The 16,220-nt window shown below is 67.0% G+C and carries 16 protein-coding genes; 8 read left to right on the forward strand and 8 right to left on the reverse strand.

Annotation, left to right across the window (positions count from 1 at the left end; all coding sequences use genetic code 11):
- Nucleotides 1-12 precede the first annotated feature (12 nt).
- From BLV60_RS13960 to BLV60_RS13980, 5 genes are read right to left on the reverse strand one after another with little or no spacing between them, the layout of a single operon-like run.
- Nucleotides 13-978 (reverse strand): MBL fold metallo-hydrolase, encoded by a 966-nt coding sequence (locus BLV60_RS13960; protein ID WP_093055385.1) that lies wholly within the window; start codon nt 976-978, stop codon nt 13-15.
- Complete coding sequence (locus tag BLV60_RS13965) at nt 975-1,178, reverse strand: DUF2783 domain-containing protein (protein ID WP_093055387.1); 204 nt, start codon at nt 1,176-1,178, stop codon at nt 975-977. The genes BLV60_RS13960 and BLV60_RS13965 overlap by 4 nt, the downstream gene beginning before the upstream one ends.
- Nucleotides 1,175-2,824 carry an FAD-dependent oxidoreductase gene (locus tag BLV60_RS13970; RefSeq protein WP_093055389.1) on the reverse strand — a complete coding sequence of 550 codons (1,650 nt, stop codon included), beginning with the start codon at nt 2,822-2,824 and terminating at the stop codon, nt 1,175-1,177. The genes BLV60_RS13965 and BLV60_RS13970 overlap by 4 nt, the downstream gene beginning before the upstream one ends.
- Before the next feature lie 7 nt (nt 2,825-2,831).
- Nucleotides 2,832-3,953 carry an alpha/beta hydrolase family protein gene (locus BLV60_RS13975; RefSeq protein WP_093055391.1) on the reverse strand — a complete coding sequence of 374 codons (1,122 nt, stop codon included), beginning with the start codon at nt 3,951-3,953 and terminating at the stop codon, nt 2,832-2,834.
- The gene (locus tag BLV60_RS13980; RefSeq protein WP_093055393.1) at nt 3,946-4,488 is read right to left on the reverse strand and encodes a VOC family protein; all 543 of its coding nucleotides are present in this window, start codon (nt 4,486-4,488) and stop codon (nt 3,946-3,948) included. The genes BLV60_RS13975 and BLV60_RS13980 overlap by 8 nt, the downstream gene beginning before the upstream one ends.
- A 91-nt stretch (nt 4,489-4,579) precedes the next feature.
- On the opposite strand from BLV60_RS13980, the gene BLV60_RS13985 reads away from it, so the two are divergent.
- The 3 genes from BLV60_RS13985 (at nt 4,580) to pyk (ending at nt 8,308) form a co-directional block, all read left to right on the forward strand.
- The gene (locus tag BLV60_RS13985) at nt 4,580-5,485 is read left to right on the forward strand and encodes a LysR family transcriptional regulator (RefSeq protein ID WP_093055395.1); all 906 of its coding nucleotides are present in this window, start codon (nt 4,580-4,582) and stop codon (nt 5,483-5,485) included.
- Between the two features lie 91 nt (nt 5,486-5,576).
- Nucleotides 5,577-6,770, forward strand: coding sequence for a phosphoglycerate kinase (locus BLV60_RS13990; RefSeq protein ID WP_093055396.1), 1,194 nt, complete (start codon nt 5,577-5,579; stop codon nt 6,768-6,770).
- A gap of 89 nt (nt 6,771-6,859) precedes the next feature.
- Nucleotides 6,860-8,308 (forward strand): pyruvate kinase, encoded by a 1,449-nt coding sequence (gene pyk, locus BLV60_RS13995; protein WP_093055398.1) that lies wholly within the window; start codon nt 6,860-6,862, stop codon nt 8,306-8,308.
- A 13-nt stretch (nt 8,309-8,321) separates the two neighbouring features.
- Here pyk and BLV60_RS14000 read toward each other — a convergent pair whose 3' ends face one another.
- Nucleotides 8,322-9,338 carry a 1-aminocyclopropane-1-carboxylate deaminase gene (locus tag BLV60_RS14000; RefSeq protein ID WP_093055400.1) on the reverse strand — a complete coding sequence of 339 codons (1,017 nt, stop codon included), beginning with the start codon at nt 9,336-9,338 and terminating at the stop codon, nt 8,322-8,324.
- 136 nt (nt 9,339-9,474) lie between these two features.
- Here BLV60_RS14000 and BLV60_RS14005 point away from each other — a divergent pair, with 136 nt between their 5' ends.
- The 5 genes from BLV60_RS14005 to BLV60_RS14025 all read left to right on the forward strand — a co-directional run bounded on the left by BLV60_RS14005 (nt 9,475) and on the right by BLV60_RS14025 (nt 14,690).
- Nucleotides 9,475-9,960: an Lrp/AsnC family transcriptional regulator gene (locus BLV60_RS14005; RefSeq protein ID WP_093055402.1), complete on the forward strand. Its 486-nt coding sequence runs from the start codon at nt 9,475-9,477 to the stop codon at nt 9,958-9,960.
- 35 nt (nt 9,961-9,995) lie between these two features.
- Nucleotides 9,996-10,925: an alpha/beta hydrolase gene (locus BLV60_RS14010; RefSeq protein ID WP_093055404.1), complete on the forward strand. Its 930-nt coding sequence runs from the start codon at nt 9,996-9,998 to the stop codon at nt 10,923-10,925.
- Between the two features lie 64 nt (nt 10,926-10,989).
- On the forward strand, nt 10,990-12,054 hold the full coding sequence (gene fba, locus BLV60_RS14015; RefSeq protein WP_013544161.1) for a class II fructose-bisphosphate aldolase: 1,065 nt from the start codon (nt 10,990-10,992) through the stop codon (nt 12,052-12,054).
- A gap of 104 nt (nt 12,055-12,158) precedes the next feature.
- Entirely contained in the window at nt 12,159-13,064 is a 906-nt protein-coding gene (locus BLV60_RS14020; RefSeq protein WP_093055406.1) for a phosphoribosylaminoimidazolesuccinocarboxamide synthase, read from the forward strand.
- A gap of 123 nt (nt 13,065-13,187) precedes the next feature.
- Nucleotides 13,188-14,690 (forward strand): hypothetical protein, encoded by a 1,503-nt coding sequence (locus BLV60_RS14025; RefSeq protein ID WP_143042588.1) that lies wholly within the window; start codon nt 13,188-13,190, stop codon nt 14,688-14,690.
- Between the two features lie 21 nt (nt 14,691-14,711).
- Here BLV60_RS14025 and BLV60_RS14030 read toward each other — a convergent pair whose 3' ends face one another.
- Both BLV60_RS14030 and BLV60_RS14035 read right to left on the reverse strand, forming a co-directional pair.
- Nucleotides 14,712-15,155, reverse strand: a complete 444-nt coding sequence (locus BLV60_RS14030; RefSeq protein WP_093055410.1) for an META domain-containing protein — start codon at nt 15,153-15,155, stop codon at nt 14,712-14,714.
- 108 nt (nt 15,156-15,263) lie between these two features.
- On the reverse strand, nt 15,264-16,184 hold the full coding sequence (locus BLV60_RS14035; protein WP_093055412.1) for a tetratricopeptide repeat protein: 921 nt from the start codon (nt 16,182-16,184) through the stop codon (nt 15,264-15,266).
- Nucleotides 16,185-16,220 lie beyond the last annotated feature (36 nt).

Consider the following 16,220-nt stretch of genomic DNA (forward strand, 5'->3'; position numbering starts at 1 on the left):
AATCGGTTCAGGTCATTCGCCGCGCAGCGTCTGCCAGAGCTCGCGGTCACGCTCCGCGGTCCACACCACGGGGTGCTCGATGCCGCGCAGTTCGTCGTACGCGCGCGAGACGTCGAAGGGCAGCACGTGCTGGAACACGGGCCAGTTGCCGAAGCGCGGCGTCATCGCCGCTTCGGCGCGCGCAAAGCAGCCCTTGAGCGTGTCGCCCGCGGCGATGCCGGCCTTCACGCTGTCGAGCAGCGTCGAGAGAAACGCCTTGGTCAGGCCGATGGCCTCGGCGCATGCGGCTTCGTCCTGCAGCACCGCGCCGCGCCCGGGCACCAGCATGCGCGGCTTCAGCGCCGCCACCGCGTCGAGCGTGCCGGCCCAGTCGCCGATGTAGGCGTCGCCCGCGTACACGCCGCAGCGGTTCTCCACCACGTCGCCCGAGAACAGCACGCCGCAGTCGGGCAGCCATGCGACCGTGTCGCCGCCCGAGTGACCGCGGCCCAGCGCCTTCAGATGCAATTCGCGGCCACCGCCGAGCTGCAGTGTCATCTCGCGCTCGAAGACCTTCGTCGGAAGGGTCAGGCCCGGAATCTCCTCGACACCGGCAAACAGGCGCGGAAAGCGGCCGACCTCCGAATCGAAATCGGCTTGGCCGCGCGTGCGGATCCAGTAGAGCGTGCCGTTGCTCGCGATGATGTCCTTCACTTCGTCGAAGGCGCTTGCGCCCATCACGCGCACTGCGTGGTAGTGCGTGAGCACGATGGTGCGGATGGGCTTGTCGGTCACCGTGCGAATGGCCGCGAGAAAGTCGCGCGCCATGCGCGGCGTGGGGCGCGTGTCGATCAGCACCACCTGCTCGTCGCCGACGACGAAGCCGCAGTTGGGATCGAAGTCGCTGATGTAGCCGTAGACGTCGGGCGCGAGCTCGCGCAGTTGCGGCTTCTGCTCGCGGGTGTCGGACGCAGAGGCGAAAGAGACGGAAGTGGTCATGGGGCGGTTGTTGTCGTGGTGTCTTCGGCGGCTGCGCGGATGCAGGCGAGCAGCACGTCTTGGTCGGCGCACTGGTTGGCCAGCAGCAGCACGAGGCGGGCGTTGAGGTCGGCGCTCTGCGCGTCGGTGCGGCCTTCGTGCGCGGCGAGCAGGGCCGCGTAGAAGCCATCGGGGTCGGGAATGCGGGGCTCGGTGATCATGGGTTGCTGTCGTGGCCCAGCGCGGTGCGCAAGGCGGAGGCGATGATTTCCGGCGTGGCATTCGCCAGCACGGCGGCGCGATAGGCGTCGGGCCGCACGAGAGCAAAGCTGCCCGCATCGCCGATGCCGAGGTGGCTCGCGAGCCTGTCGTCGGCCTGCAGCGTGGGCAGGCCGCTGTCGCCGCCCACGGCCAGCAGGCGCAGCGGCAGCGACGCCGTGGCATCGAGGGCCGCCTTCGCCTGCTCGCGGGTCGGCGCGAACCAGAGGCCGATGCAGTGCGTTCCCTCGGACAGCAGCTGCATCAGCGTCGTCTCGCGGCCATCGGCCCAGCGCAGCGGCAGGTTCTGCACCGAGCGCGCACCCTCGGGCAGTTGCGGCGCGGCCGGGTAGTCGTTGGCGACCGACATGCGCCCGGTGTTCACCAGCGCCCGCGCAAACGGATGGCGCGCCGCCAGCGCCACCACGGCGCGGCGCAGCGTGTGCTCGGCCGGCGAGCGCGGCGCCAGGAAGCGTGCCGATCGGCTCGTCACCTGCAGGTTCTGCTGCGCGGCGGGCTGGCGCTCGGCGTCGTAGCTGTCGAGCAGGGTGTCGCCGGCCTTGCCCTGCGCGACCAGCGCGAGCTTCCAGCCCAGGTTCGCTGCATCCTGGATGCCGCTGTTGCCCCCGCGCGCGCCGAACGGACTCACCACATGCGCCGCATCGCCGATCAAGAACACGCGGCCATGCCGGAAGCTGTCGAGCAGGTGGTCGCGGTAGCCGTACGGCCCGATCCACACGAACTCGAACTCCACGTCCGGCCCGAGTTGCTCGCGCAGCCGCGCGCCCGCCACTTCGGGCTGGCTGATGTAGGCCGTGTCGCAGTCTTCGGGCATCTGGTAGTCGATGCGCCACACGCCGTCGGCCATCAGGTGCTGCCACACGCCGCGGCCTTCGTTGAAGGGCGCATCGACCCAGGTCCAGCGCTCGGTCGGCAGAGGCTTCCTGAAGCGCACGTCGCTGATGCACCAGCGGTCGGTGCTGCGCGACGCGTGCGCCTCGATGCCGAGCTGCGTGCGGATCGGGCTGTTGGCGCCCGTCGCGTCGATCAGCCGGTCCGCCTCGATGGTGTAGCTGCCGGCGGGCGTTTCGATGTCCAGGCGCACGCCATCGGCCAGTTGCTCGACGCGCGTCACGCGGCTCTTCCAGCGCACGTCGGTCAGCCTGAGTTCGAGGATGCGCTCGACCAGAAACCACTCGACGTAGAACTGCTGCAGGTTGATGAAGGGCGGCTGCTTCGAGACGCTGTTGGCCTGCAGGTTGAAGTTGTAGACCTCCTGCTCTCCCGAGAAGGTGCGCCCGAACGACCAGGTGATGCCCTTGGCCGCGATGCGTTCGTAGATGCCCAGGCGTTCGAAGATCTCCAGGCTCTTCTGCGCATAGCAGATGCCGCGCGACGAGGCGCCGCGCACGCCGACGGTGTCGTCTTCGTCGAGCAGCACGGCGCGCACGCCGCGTTGCGCGAGGTCGCAGGCCAGCGTGAGGCCCGAGGGGCCGGCACCGACGATCACGATGGGGTGGCGCACGACCTTCGCGCTGCCCAGTTCGGGCGGTGGCGTGAAGGGCCAGACCGGCAGTTCGTAGGCCGGCGCGAAAGCAAAGTTTTCCATGTCTCTTCTACAGCGCGTGCGCGAACTCGGCGATGGCGTCCGCCGCCTTGGGGATCAACTCCGGCTGCCCCGCGAGATAGTGGTTGCCGCCGACGATGTCGACGTTGCGGATGCGCGACTCGCCCGCGGCCATCCACGCATCGCGCGTGCTCGGAAAGGTCGACTGGTCGCCCGTGTAGGTCAGCAGCAGCTTCGGCACCGTGGTTCGCGCGAGGTTGGTGGGGCCATCGGCCTGCGAGCGCGACGACCATTGCGAGAGGAACGCCGTCAGCGAGGTGGTACGCCCCATCGCATTGGCCGAGTAGTTCACCTGCCGGGCGTCGCCCCACACGCTGCCCGGAAGGCGGTCGTTGGGGTCGAGCGACAGGTCCACGCAGCGCGGATCGGCATGCGTGCGATAGACGATGAAGGTCTGGTCGCGCGGGGCGCCCGGCGTGTTGCGCAGCAAGGCAAGCCGGTCGATGGCCCATTGCTCGATGCGGTCCAGCCGTGCCTTCTGAGCAGCGCTGAAGCGCGCGAGAAAGTCGCAGTCGTAGGGCACGCGGTGGCGTGGGTCGTACATGTCGAGCTCGGGGTTCACCGAGAGCGGGTCGTGCTCGTCGGTGACCGACGGGTCGATCCAGTCGCGCATCAGCCGCGTGCGGCCCAGGTGCGCGGCGCACAGCGCGATGCCGTCCACGGGCGGAAGGTCGCTTGGGTGCAGGTGCGTGGGGTCACCGTCGGGCAGGTGCGTGGCCGTGAGCTTCTCGGCCTGCGCCTGGTAGAAGCTCGCGAGCGCCGCGCCGCCCGAGTTGCCGACGAGAAACACCTTTTCGTAGCCGGCAGCGCGCAGGTACTGCACGCCGGCGCCCAGGTCTTGAATGGCACGCTCCATCAGCAGCACCGTGTCGTTGCCCACGAAGCGCGAGTTGAGCCCCATGCAGCAGATGCCGCGCTCGGCCAGCGGGCCGATCAGGTAGTGGCCCATGAAGTTGCTGGTCGGGTGCATCACGATGGCGGCGACCTTCTTCGGGCCTTGCGGTGCGCGGAAGGCGCCGTAGATGCGCGGGCGCAGCATCTGCAGGCCCGACTGGCTCTCCATCGCCGCGCCGGGCTTCACGTCGATGACGGCGAGTTGCAGCTCAGACATTCGGCGCACCCTTTGCTGCTGTCGCACGAAGTTCGGCCTTGCGCGCGGTCCACGCATCGAGGTCGGCGCGAGCGCGCAGCGCGTGCGCGTCCATCTCCGCTTGCGGCACGGTCGGCGTGGTCAGCTCCACGCGAATGCCGTTGGGGTCGAAGAAGTAGATCGATTCGATGATGTGGTGGTCGGTTACGCCCAGTACCTCGACGCCCGCGCCTTCGAGCCGCGCCTTGGCCGCCAGCAGGTCGGCCACTGAATCGACGCGCAGCGCGATGTGGTTCACCCACGAGGGCGTGTTGGGCGAGGGCAGTGCGGCGATGTCGTCGCCGAGGTCGAAGAAGGCGATGTACGAGCCGTCGCGCATCTGGAAAAAGATGTGCACGTAGGGGCAGTACTCGCCCGTGCTCGGCACGTGGTCGCTCTTGATGACGTGGGCCAGCGGCAGGCCCAGCAGGTCTTCGTAGAAGCGGCGGGTTTCCTCGCTGTCGCGGCAGCGCCAGGCGAAGTGGTGCAGCCCGCGCACGGGTGGGGGGATCGGCATGGCTCGTGTCTCCAGTGAGCCGTTATTGGGCGATGCCGCGTCTTATGATGCAATCGAAATTAATTCATCGATTGATGAAATAACCGTATATATGAATCTCACCCTGCGCCAGTTGCGCGCCTTTGCCGCCGTGGCCGAAACCGGCAGCTTCACCGCGGCGGCGCAGCAGCTGCACCTCACGCAGTCGGCGCTCAGCGTGCTGGTGCGTGAGCTCGAACGCGAAATGGGCGTGCAGCTGCTCGACCGCAACACCCGCAGCGTGCAGCTGTCGGAGGCGGGGCGCGAGTTCTTGCCGTCGGTGCATCGCCTGCTCGGCGACCTGACGAGCGCGGTGGCCGGCGTCACGGATTTGCGTGACAAGAAGAAAGGCTTGCTACGGCTTGCGGCGCCGCAGCTCATGGCCTGCACGTTGATGCCGCGCGTGATCGCGTTCTACCGCGAGCAGTACCCCGACGTGGATGTGCGCCTGACCGACACGCTGCCCGAGAACCTGCTCGCAGGGGTGACGGCCGGCGATGTGGAGTTGGCCGTGGGGCAGGACGTGGCCGTCGACAGCGCCATCGAGCGCCGCACGCTGCTGCGCGACCGGCACTGGCTGATCTGCCCGCCCGGCCATGCCTTTGCCAACCGCCGCAAGGTGCGATGGCACGAGCTCGAGCCCTACACCTTCATCGCCCCCACGCGCGACTTTCGCCAGCGCGTGCTGCCCGAGCTGGCCCCGGCAGAGCGCGACTACATGCTGCGCCCCGGCACGCAGGAAGTGTCGTACATGACCACCGCCCTCGGCATGGTGGCCTCGGGGCTGGGGCTTACCGTGTGCCCGACCTATTCGGCGCCGCTGGTGCGCGCCCACGGCCTGCAGATGGTGCGGCTCGAATCGCCCGACTTTCACCGCGAGGTGTGCATCTACAGCGCGGCGCGGCGCTCGCTGTCGCCGGCCGCCGCGAGCTTTGTCGGCATTCTCGAAAGCTTCGCCAAGGTACAGCAAAAGGGCTGAAAAGCATCGAAGCGCGGCAAGAGGCGTGTAGAGCGGCAGTGGGGCCAAACCTACAATGCAGGCCGACCCGTCTTCCACCTCCTCCAGATCCATGAACGTCATTCGATTCACCGACCTCTGCGCACAGGGCAAAGCCGCCGGCCAGCGCGTCTTCATCCGTGCCGACCTCAACGTGCCGCAGGACGACGCAGGCAACATCACCGAAGACACGCGCGTGCGCGCCTCGGTGCCTTGCATCCAGCTGGCGCTCGACGCAGGCGCCGCCGTGATGGTCACGTCGCACCTGGGCCGCCCGACCGAAGGCGAGTTCAAACCCGAAGACTCGCTTGCCCCCGTCGCCAAGCGCCTGGGCGAACTGCTCGGTCGCGAAGTGCCGCTGGTCGCCAACTGGGTCGACGGCGTCGACGTCAAGCCCGGCCAGATCGTGCTGCTCGAGAACTGCCGCGTCAACAAGGGCGAGAAGAAGAACGACGAGGCACTGGCCAAGAAGCTGGCCGCCCTCACTGACATCTACGTGAACGACGCCTTCGGCACCGCCCACCGCGCCGAGGCCACCACCTACGGCATCGCGCAGTTCGCGAAGATCGCCGCGGCCGGCCCGTTGCTGGCGGCCGAGATCGACGCCATCACCAAGGCGCTGGCGCAACCCAAGCGGCCGCTGGTGGCCATCGTGGCCGGCTCCAAGGTCAGCACCAAGCTCACCATCCTCAAGAGCCTGTCGGCCAACGTCGACCAGCTGATCGTGGGTGGCGGCATCGCCAACACCTTCATGTTGGCGGCCGGCCTGAAGATCGGCAAGTCGCTGGCCGAGCCCGACCTGGTCGACCAGGCCAAGGCGGTGATCGACGCCATGCGCGCGCGCGGCGCCGACGTGCCGATTCCGGTGGACGTGGTCACGGCCAAGACCTTCGCGGCCGATGCGGCCGCCACCGTCAAGGACGCAAGCGATGTGGCCGACGACGACCTGATCCTCGACATCGGCCCGAAGACGGCCGCGATCCTGGCCGCGCAGCTGCGCGAAGCCGGCACCATCGTCTGGAACGGCCCTGTGGGCGTGTTCGAGTTCGACGCCTTCGCCAATGGCACCAAGGCCATCGCGCAGGCCATTGCCGACAGCAGCGCCTTCTCGATCGCCGGCGGCGGCGACACGCTGGCGGCCATCGCCAAGTACGGCATCGAAAAGCAGGTCGGCTACATCTCGACCGGCGGCGGCGCCTTCCTGGAAGTGCTGGAAGGCAAGACCCTGCCGGCCTTCGAGATCCTGTCGAAGCGCGCGGCCGGTTGAGCAAGGCCCTGCGCGGGAAAACCCATGGGTGACTTCCGTCCGACACACAAAGTGTATACAGTAGCGAATACAAAACGGAGACTACCCTCATGAGCACGGACCGCATCCCCCGCCACGCCACCAAGATCGTTGCCACGCTCGGTCCGGCGTCCAGCACCCCCGAATTGCTGGAAAAGATGATCCAGGCCAAGGTCAGCGTGGTGCGGCTGAACTTCAGCCACGGCACCGCGCAAGACCACATCGACCGCGCCGCCATGGTGCGCGAAGCCGCCCGCAAGGCCGGCCGCGAAGTGGCCATCATGGCCGACCTGCAGGGCCCCAAGATCCGCGTCGGCAAGTTCGCGCAGGGCAAGGTCTGGCTGGAGCCGGGCGCCAAGTTCGTGCTCGACGCCTCGCGCACCGAACTCGGCGACGCCGATGCCGTGGGCCTCGACTACAAGGACCTGCCACGCGACGTGAAGCCTGGCGACAGGCTGCTGCTGAACGACGGCCTCATCGTGCTGACCGTCGACGCCGTCAAGGGCGAGGCCGTGCACACCACCGTCAAGCTGGGCGGCGAGCTGTCGAACAACAAGGGCATCAACAAGCAGGGCGGCGGCCTCACGGCGCCCGCGTTGACTGCCAAGGACATGGAAGACATCAAGACCGCGATGAGCTTCCAGGCCGACTACGTGGCCGTGAGCTTCCCGAAGAACGCCACCGACATGGAAATGGCGCGCCAGCTGTGCAACGTGGCCGCGGCCGAGTACGGCCACAAGCCCGGCATGATCGCCAAGATCGAACGCGCCGAAGCCATCCCCAAGCTGGAAGAAATCCTGCGCGCCAGCGACGGCATCATGGTTGCGCGCGGCGATCTCGCGGTCGAGGTGGGCAATGCGGCCGTGCCGGCGCTGCAGAAAAAAATGATCCGCATGGCGCGCGACATGGACAAGGTGGTGATCACCGCGACCCAGATGATGGAGTCGATGATCACCAACCCCGTGCCCACGCGCGCCGAAGTGAGCGACGTGGCCAACGCCGTGCTCGACGGCACCGACGCCGTGATGCTCTCGGCCGAAACCGCCTCGGGCCGCTACCCGCTCGAGACCGTGCAGGAGATGAGCCGCATCTGCGAAGCCGCCGAAGCTGCCGAAGACAAGACGCTCGACGCCGATTTCAGCGGCAAGACCTACAGCCGCATCGACCAGTCGATCGCCATGGGCGCGCTGTTCACGGCCCACCACCTGGGCGCCAAGGCCATCGTGGCGCTGACCGAGTCGGGCTCCACCATCCTGTGGATGAGCCGCCACCGCGCGCACATTCCCATGTACGCGCTGACCTCGCGGCTGGCCACGCAGCGCAAGCTGGCGCTGTATCGCAACGTGCGTCCGCTGCTGATGGATTCGGAAAGCGACCGCGACACCGCGCTGCAGCAGGCCGAAAACCACCTGAAGAAGCGCGGCATCGTGCAGAGCGGCGACGTCTACGCCATTACCTGCGGCGAGCCGATGGGTGCCCCTGGCGGCACCAACATGCTCAAGATCTGTCGCGCTAGCTGAGCCCGAAAGCGGCTCAACCGTTGCGGAACAGGAAGCTGTAGGCGTTCAGCGCGGGCACCCCGCCCAGGTGCGCATACAGCACCTTCGAGCCGGCCGGGAATTCCCCCAGCCGCACCTTCTCGATCATCCCGTGCATCGACTTGCCCTCGTACACGGGGTCGGTCAGCATGCCCTCGAAGCGCGCGCACAGGCGAATGGCTTCCAGCGTGCCGTCGTTCGGCAGCCCGTACTCGGGGCCGCCGAAGCGGCGGTCGAGCACCACGTCTTTCTCGGTGATGTCGCGGCCCAGCTCCACCAGCTCGGCCGTGTTCTTCGCGATGCGCAGGATCTGGTCGAAGGTCTGCTGCGGCTTGGCCGAGGCGTCGATGCCGATCACGCGGTCGGCCCGGCCATCGGCCGCGAAGCCCACCACCATGCCGGCCTGCGTGCTGCCGGTGACCGCGCAGACCACGATGTAGTCGAACTTGAAGCCCAGCTCGGCCTCCTGCTGGCGCACTTCTTCGGCAAAGGCGACGAAGCCGAGCCCGCCGCGCGGATGCTCCGAGCAGCCCGCCGGAATCGGAAACGGCTTGCCGCCTGCCTTGCGCACGCTCTCCATCGCGTCTTCCCAGCTCTTGCGGATGCCGATGTCGAAGCCTGCCGCGTCCAGCCGCACGTCGGCGCCCATGATGCGTGACATCTCGATGTTGCCGACCCGGTCGTACACCGCGTCGGAGTAGTTGACCCAGTTCTCCTGCACCAGCACGCATTTCAGCCCGAGGTGCGCGGCCACCGCGGCCACCTGCCGCGTCTGGTTCGACTGGATGCCGCCGATGGACACCAGCGTGTCGTAGCCGCCCTCGAGCGCCTCGGGGATCAGGTATTCGAGCTTGCGCGTCTTGTTGCCGCCGAAGGCCAGGCCGCTGTTGCAGTCCTCGCGCTTGGCGTACAGATCGACCTTGCCGCCGAGGTGCGCGCTCAGCCGCTTCAGCGGGTGAATCGGCGTGGGGCCGAAGGTCAGGGCGTAGCGGGGAAACTTCTTCAGATTCATGGGAGCGGCTCCAGGGAGTTGAAGCCTTAGATCGTAGAAAGAAGCGAACGCAACGTGCTTGCGAAGTTTTATGGATTCTCTAGAGAAAAAAAGGCACTATGGCCAGATCGAAAACTTTCAAGCCAAAAAATAAGGCATGAGCACAACAAAATTGCGTATCGCGCCGGAGCTCGATCGCACCGACCGCGCCATCCTCCGCGCCCTTCAGCGCGACGCCTCGCTGTCGAACGTGGCGCTGGCCGCCAAGGTCAATCTCAGCGCCGCCGCCTGCCTGCGCCGTGTCGAGCGGCTCAAGGCGGAGGGGTTCATCAAGGGCATCGTCGCCCTGCTCGATGCCGACGCGCTCGACGTCGGCATGCTCGTGATGATCGGCGTGGTGCTCGACCGCTCCACGCCCGACTCGTTCGCCGATTTCGAGAAGGCCGCGCAGAAGGTGTCGGGCTGCCTCGAATGCCATGTGGTCACGGGCGAGTTCGATTACTTCATGCTCGTGCGCACGCGCGACAACGACAGCTTCAACCACCTGCATGCCGAGCAGCTGCTGTACCTGCCGGGGGTGCGGCAGGTCCGGACTTTCGTTGTGCTCAAGCAGGTGCTGTCGACCACGCAGTTGCCGATCTGACGAAACCGGCGCCCGCCCGCGTGCGTACTGTTGCGATGAGTCTTCCCACCTTCGCGTCACTCCGCCGGCGCCGCGGCGCTTTCTTCATCGCCCTCTGCGTCATCGCCGCCGCAGTGCTCCCGGCCTGCTCGCCGGTCAAGGTGCTCAACGGCCTGGTGCCAACCGACACCTACCGGTTCCAGGGCGGCATCGCCTACGGCCAGGCGCCCCGCCAGTTGCTCGACGTGTACCAGCCGTTGCCGGCCACCCGGCCGGCCCAGGGTGCGCGGCCGCTGGTCGTGTTCTTCTACGGCGGCACCTGGACGACCGGCGACCGCGCCAGCTACAGGTTCGTCGGCGAGGCGCTGGCCGCGCGCGGCGCGGTGGTGGTGGTGCCCGACTACGGGCTGTCGCCGGCCTTCACCTACCCGGCATTCGTGCGCGACAGCGCGCTGGCCGTCAAATGGGCGCTCGACAACGCGGCCCGGCTGGGTGCCGACCCGACGCAGGTGTTCGTGATGGGCCACAGCTCGGGTGGCTACAACACCGCGATGGTGGCACTCGACGAGCGCTGGCTCGGCGAGGTGGGCGCCAGCCCGAAGCAACTCGCGGGCTGGATCGGCCTGGCCGGCCCCTACGACTTTCTGCCCATCGGCGACCCGCAGGCGCAGGTTGCCTTCAACTGGCCGGATACTCCGCGCGACTCGCAACCGCTGGCGCATGTCACGCCAGCCTCGCCGCGCGCGCTGCTCATGGCGGCATCGAAAGACGACCTGGTCTACCCCGACCGCAACACCGGGCAGATGGCCACGGCGCTGCGCGCGGCGGGCGTGCCGGTGCAGGTCAGGCTGTTCGACAACCTGAGCCACGTGACGCTGATCGGCGCTTTCGCCAGGCCCATCCAGTGGCTGGGTGGGCCGGTGCTGCCGCCGGTGATGGAGTTCCTCGGGTTGGCGTCAGTCCTGTCCCACAAGGGGGCTCGGTAGAATTGCGGCAGTTTTCTCCTGTCTTTCAGCCTTCTTCTTTCCCTAATTTCCGCGAGGTATTTCCATGGCACTCGTCTCGATGCGCGAACTGCTCGACCATGCCGCAGCCAATGGCTACGGCATTCCGGCCTTCAACGTCAACAACCTCGAACAGGTCCAGGCCGTCATGGAGGCCGCCAAGGAAACCGGCGCGCCCGTCATCCTGCAAGCCAGCGCAGGCGCCCGCAAGTACGCCGGCGAAGCCTTCATCAAGCACCTGATCCAGGCCGCCATCGAGCAGTACCCGAACATCCCGCTGGTCATGCACCAGGATCACGGCCAGAACCCCGACGTCTGCAAGGGCGCCATCGACCTGGGCTTCAGCTCGGTCATGATGGACGGCTCGCTCGAGGCAGACGGCAAGACCATCGCCAGCTACGACTACAACGTCGACGTCACCAAGAAGGTGTCGGACATGGCCCACCGCCTGGGCGTCACCGTCGAAGGCGAGCTCGGCTGCCTCGGTTCGCTCGAGACCATGAAGGGCGACAAGGAAGACGGCCACGGCACCGACGACACCATGACGCGCGAACAGCTGCTCACCGACCCCGAGCAGGCCGCCGACTTCGTCAAGCGCACCCAGATCGACGCGCTGGCCATCGCCATCGGCACCAGCCACGGCGCCTACAAGTTCACGCGCGAGCCCACCGGCGACATCCTGGCGATCGACCGCATCAAGGAAATCCACCGCCGCATTCCCAACACCCACCTGGTGATGCACGGCTCGTCGAGCGTGCCGCAGGAACTGCTGGCCATCATTCGCCAGTACGGCGGCAACATGAAGGAAACCTACGGCGTGCCCGTCAAGGAAATCCAGGAAGCCATCAAGCACGGCGTGCGCAAGATCAACATCGACACCGACATCCGCCTGGCCATGACCGGCGCGGTGCGCAAGTTCCTGGCCGAGAACCCCGAGAAGTTCGACGCCCGCGAATGGCTCAAGCCCGCGCGCGAGGCCGCAAAGCTGATCTGCAAGCAGCGCTACATCGAGTTCGGCTGCGAAGGCCAGGGCGCCAAGATCAAGGGCGACACGCTGCAAGTGGTCGCCGCCAAGTACGCCAAGGGCGAACTGGCTCAGGAAGTCGTCTAAAAACTTCCTTGCGATTCGAAGGCCACCGTTCGCGGTGGCTTTTTTCTGCGCGCACAATCCGCTTTCACCGTCCCACGTTCCCCACCGCATTTGTTGTTGTTCCCATGACCACCGTCCACACCTCCTCCATCCAGAGCCTGCCCCTGCTTGCGCGCGGCAAGGTGCGCGACAACTACGCCGTCGGCGAAGACCGCATCCTGATGGTCGCGAGCGACCGGCTCAGCGCTTTCGACGTGATCATGGGCGAGCCCATTCCCGGCAAGGGCGAGATCCTCACGCAGATGGCGCTGTGGTGGTTCGAGCGGCTGGGCCAGATCTGCCCCAACCACCTGACCGGCGACGCGCCCGAAAGCGCGGTCACGCCCGACGAAGTGCCTCAGGTCACGGGCCGCTCGATGCTGGTCAAGCGCCTGAAGCCGATTCCGGTCGAGGCCGTGGTGCGCGGCTACCTGGCCGGCAGCGGCTGGAAGGAATACCAGGAAAGCCGATCGGTCTGCGGCGTGCCGCTGCCCGAGGGCCTGACCAACGCCAGCAAGCTGCCGCGCCCCATCTTCACGCCCGCCGCCAAGGCGGCAGCCGGCGAGCACGACGAGAACATCAGCTACGACCGCGTGGTCGAGATCGTCGGCCCCAAGCTGGCCCAGCAGATCCGCGAAACCAGCATCGCCATCTACGAAACCGCCGCCCAGATCGCCCTGACCAAGGGAATGATCATTGCGGACACCAAGTTCGAGTTCGGCCTGGACGAAGCCGGCACGCTGGTGCTGATGGACGAAGTGCTCACGCCAGACAGCTCGCGCTATTGGCCGGTCGAGGGCTACCAGGCCGCGCTGGCCACCGGCGCCAACCCGCCGAGCTACGACAAGCAGTTCGTGCGCGACTGGCTCGAAGCCACCAAGATCAACGGCAAGCCGTGGGACAAGACGCCCCCGGCGCCGCGCCTGCCGGCTGAGGTCATCGAGAAGACGGCTGCCAAGTACCGTGAGGCGCTGGAGCGCTTGACGGGCTGATCCTCCCCTTCCTTTTCGTCGCTTCGTAGTTCATCCCGGGCGCCTTGTCGCCACGGGAATCGGGGATGTACGAACGCCCCCGCCCCGCCATCATGCGTACTCAAAACATGAGGGGCGGGGGATATGAAAACCGGGAATGTTCTTCGTTGGCAGCGCTGCGTGGCGGCGGGGCTTGTGGTGGCTGTCACGGGCTGCAGCAGCACCAATCCCTACCAGCGCAGCAAGCGGGTCGACGTGCCGATCGCCCAACTTGGCCGCGAGGAGGTCCGCAACGCCCATGCCGAGCGGTTCGCGGGCAACCTGCATGGCGCGCTCGGCGTATTGAAGGACCAGCGCCGCGAGTGGTACGACTCCCTCTCGACGCAGGCGCGGGTGCGTGCCGTCACGCAGCTCGGACTGCTCGGCATCACGGCGGCGGCGCTCTACAGCGGCCTGAAGTCGGGCGTGACGAGCGACCACGACAAGAAGCGCCTGGCCCTGGCCGGTGCGATCGGCTTCGCGGCGTATTCGGGCAGCACGTGGTTCGTCAATCCCAACCAGGAACTGGCGTATGTCGAAGGCATCCGTGAGCTGACGTGCGCGATGATGAACATCGAGCCGCTGCGCATGAGTGCGGTCGACTTCTCGCTGATGCGACAGGAGCGGCAGGCCTTGACGGAAGCCATCAATACGCTCGACAAGGATTTGCTCGAAGCCGAGGCCATCGATCGCTATGGCAGCGACAGCAAGCTTCCCAGGGCACGGGTTCGCGCAGAGGCGAAAGAAGCGCTGTGGCGCGCCCGCAAGACCCTGGCCTCCAGCGAACAGTTGGCCGACCAGCTGAACAACAGCGGCGTCATCCTGATGCGCGAGGGCGATCTGGTCTTTGCCCGCGTGGCGGCCCGCATCAATGCCGCCAACAAGCCCATCACCCCGCCGGACACCATGGCCAGCCAGGCAGCGGGAATCATCGGCAAGTTCAGGGCGGTGAAGATCGATGCGCCGAGCGAAAGCAGCGGTGGCGGCGGCGCGGCCCCGCCAGCGCCTGCAGCGGCTGGTGCCCGGGCGCCGGCTGCGCCGGCGGTCGCAGCAAAGTCACTTGGGACTGCGAGCTTGCAGGAGCTGCTCGCGCAGATCACTGTGCTGCAACAACAACAGATCGTCGCCTTGGCCGCGGCAAAGAAAACGCAGGAAGACAAGCTCGAAGCGGATGCCAAGAAGCAGCCAGCCAATGCATCCGAGGCCAGCATGGCGCGCAAGCTGGCCAAGGAAACGGCTGATCTCTACGCCGCCCGCCGCCCCCTGAGCAACCGCCTGCTCAGCTTTGCCGAGCAGCGCAAGTCCGTGGAGCGAAACGGCAGCTGCGTGGGGAGCGTCAGTGCCATGACTGTCGCGCCGGCCGACGATGCGAAGGTCAGTCCGGGCGAGGTCTACGAGATTGCCGTGAGCGGCATAACGGTCTGGCCGCAGGTGACGGTCAAGGGCTCGGCAACCTCCGAAATCCTGGTTGGTCCCGCGGTGAACCAGTTTGTCGTGCGCATCAAGGTGGCGGCAGACGCCAAGGGCACGGTGGACGTCAGCATCTCCGACCGGGGCCTGGCCACCGAAGACATCCAGCTGACCGTCGGTGCCCCCGCGGCCAAGTGAAGGTAGGCGCGGCGGGTGCGCTCAGCGCCCCCCACCGCTGTTCAACAACGCCACCGTCCGCCCGCCGCCGTCCAGCAGCGCCAGCCGGCTCGGCCCCGCCAGCCGGTAGCTCGCGGTGCTCTGCAGCGCGGAAATGAACTGCGCTTCATTGGCCCCACGCGCCGGGTCCGCGCAGGCCATGCGGGTAGAGGCCAGTTGGCCGATCCTCAGCGTGATGCCGCTGCGCGTGAAGGTGCCCGAGATGCGGTTGCAGCCGCCCGATCCGCTGACGCGGCCGCTGCTGCGGTCGAACTGAACTTGCGCTTCGCTCTGCCCGACCGGCTCGTCACCCAACTGAGCAAGGCGCCAGACCGGCCCTTCGATCGGCTCGTCGAGGCTGATGCCGCTGCCGCAACCGGTAAGGGCGGTCAGCAGCGCCGTCGTGGCAAGAAGGGGAAACACGATACGGCGGGCGAAGGAGCGCATGGCCAGTCTTCCTTTTCAATCTGCAACAAGTTGAATCGGGCGTGATCGTATTCGAGGCGGCCACGAAAAAGCGACCCCGAGGGTCGCTTTGTGGATCCGCTTTCCGGATCAGCTCAGCACGATGCTGCTGAGGCGGCGGCGATAGGTGGCCACCACCGGATCGTCCGGCGGGATCTGCCCGTCGGCCACCTTCACCTTCGGCGGCTCGATCAGGTCGAGGATGGCGATGTAGGTCTTGCGGGCCAGGTCTTCGCTCCAGGTCTTGTCGCGCATCAGGATGTCGAGCAGCTCGTCCATCGCGTCGGTCCAGCGCTGTGCGGCCATCAGCAGGCGGGCACGGCCGAAGCGGGCGTCGAAGTCGCGCTTGTTGGCGGCGATCTTTGCCTCGAAGTCGGCGATCGCAGGCGCGGCGCCAGCCACTGGCGCTGCGAAATCGATAGCATCCATCCAGCGCTGCAATGCATCGAAGCGGCGTACCAGCGTGGTCTTGGCGATCACCGGGGCGAAGGCGACCTTGGCGTCGTCGACGCGGCCTTCCTGCAGCAGCAGCTTGATGTAGTCGAAGCGGGCGTCGTCGTTGGCCGGGTCGGTGGCCACTGCGTGCTGCAGCCGTTCGAGCGCGCCCTGGGTGTCGCCTTCGGCCAGCGCTTCCTGCGCGGCGGCTTCTTCAGAGGCGGCCTCGGCCTCGTCGGCGCCCGGCACGTGCTTGTCGAGGAATTCGCGGATCTTCTCGGCCGGAATGGCGCCGACAAAGCCGTCCACCGGCTGGCCGTCCTTGAACATCACGCAGAACGGGATGCTGCGCACGCCGAACATTTCGGACAGCTGCGACGAAATCTGCGGCACCTTGTCGGCGTCGAGCTTGGCCAGCGTGAAGCGGCCGGCGTACTCGACTTCGAGCTTTTCGAGCACCGGGCCCAGCTGTTTGCAGGGGCCGCACCATTCGGCCCAGATGTCCAGCAGCACCGGCGTGGCCACTGAGCCTTCGATCAGTTCGGCCTGGAAATTTTCGAGAGTGATGTCGATCATCGGAACCAGCTGAGGGTGAAACGTAAAATTGAAACC

Origin of the sequence: Variovorax sp. YR634 (assembly GCF_900106655.1) — a bacterium.
Classification (GTDB): domain Bacteria; phylum Pseudomonadota; class Gammaproteobacteria; order Burkholderiales; family Burkholderiaceae_C; genus Variovorax.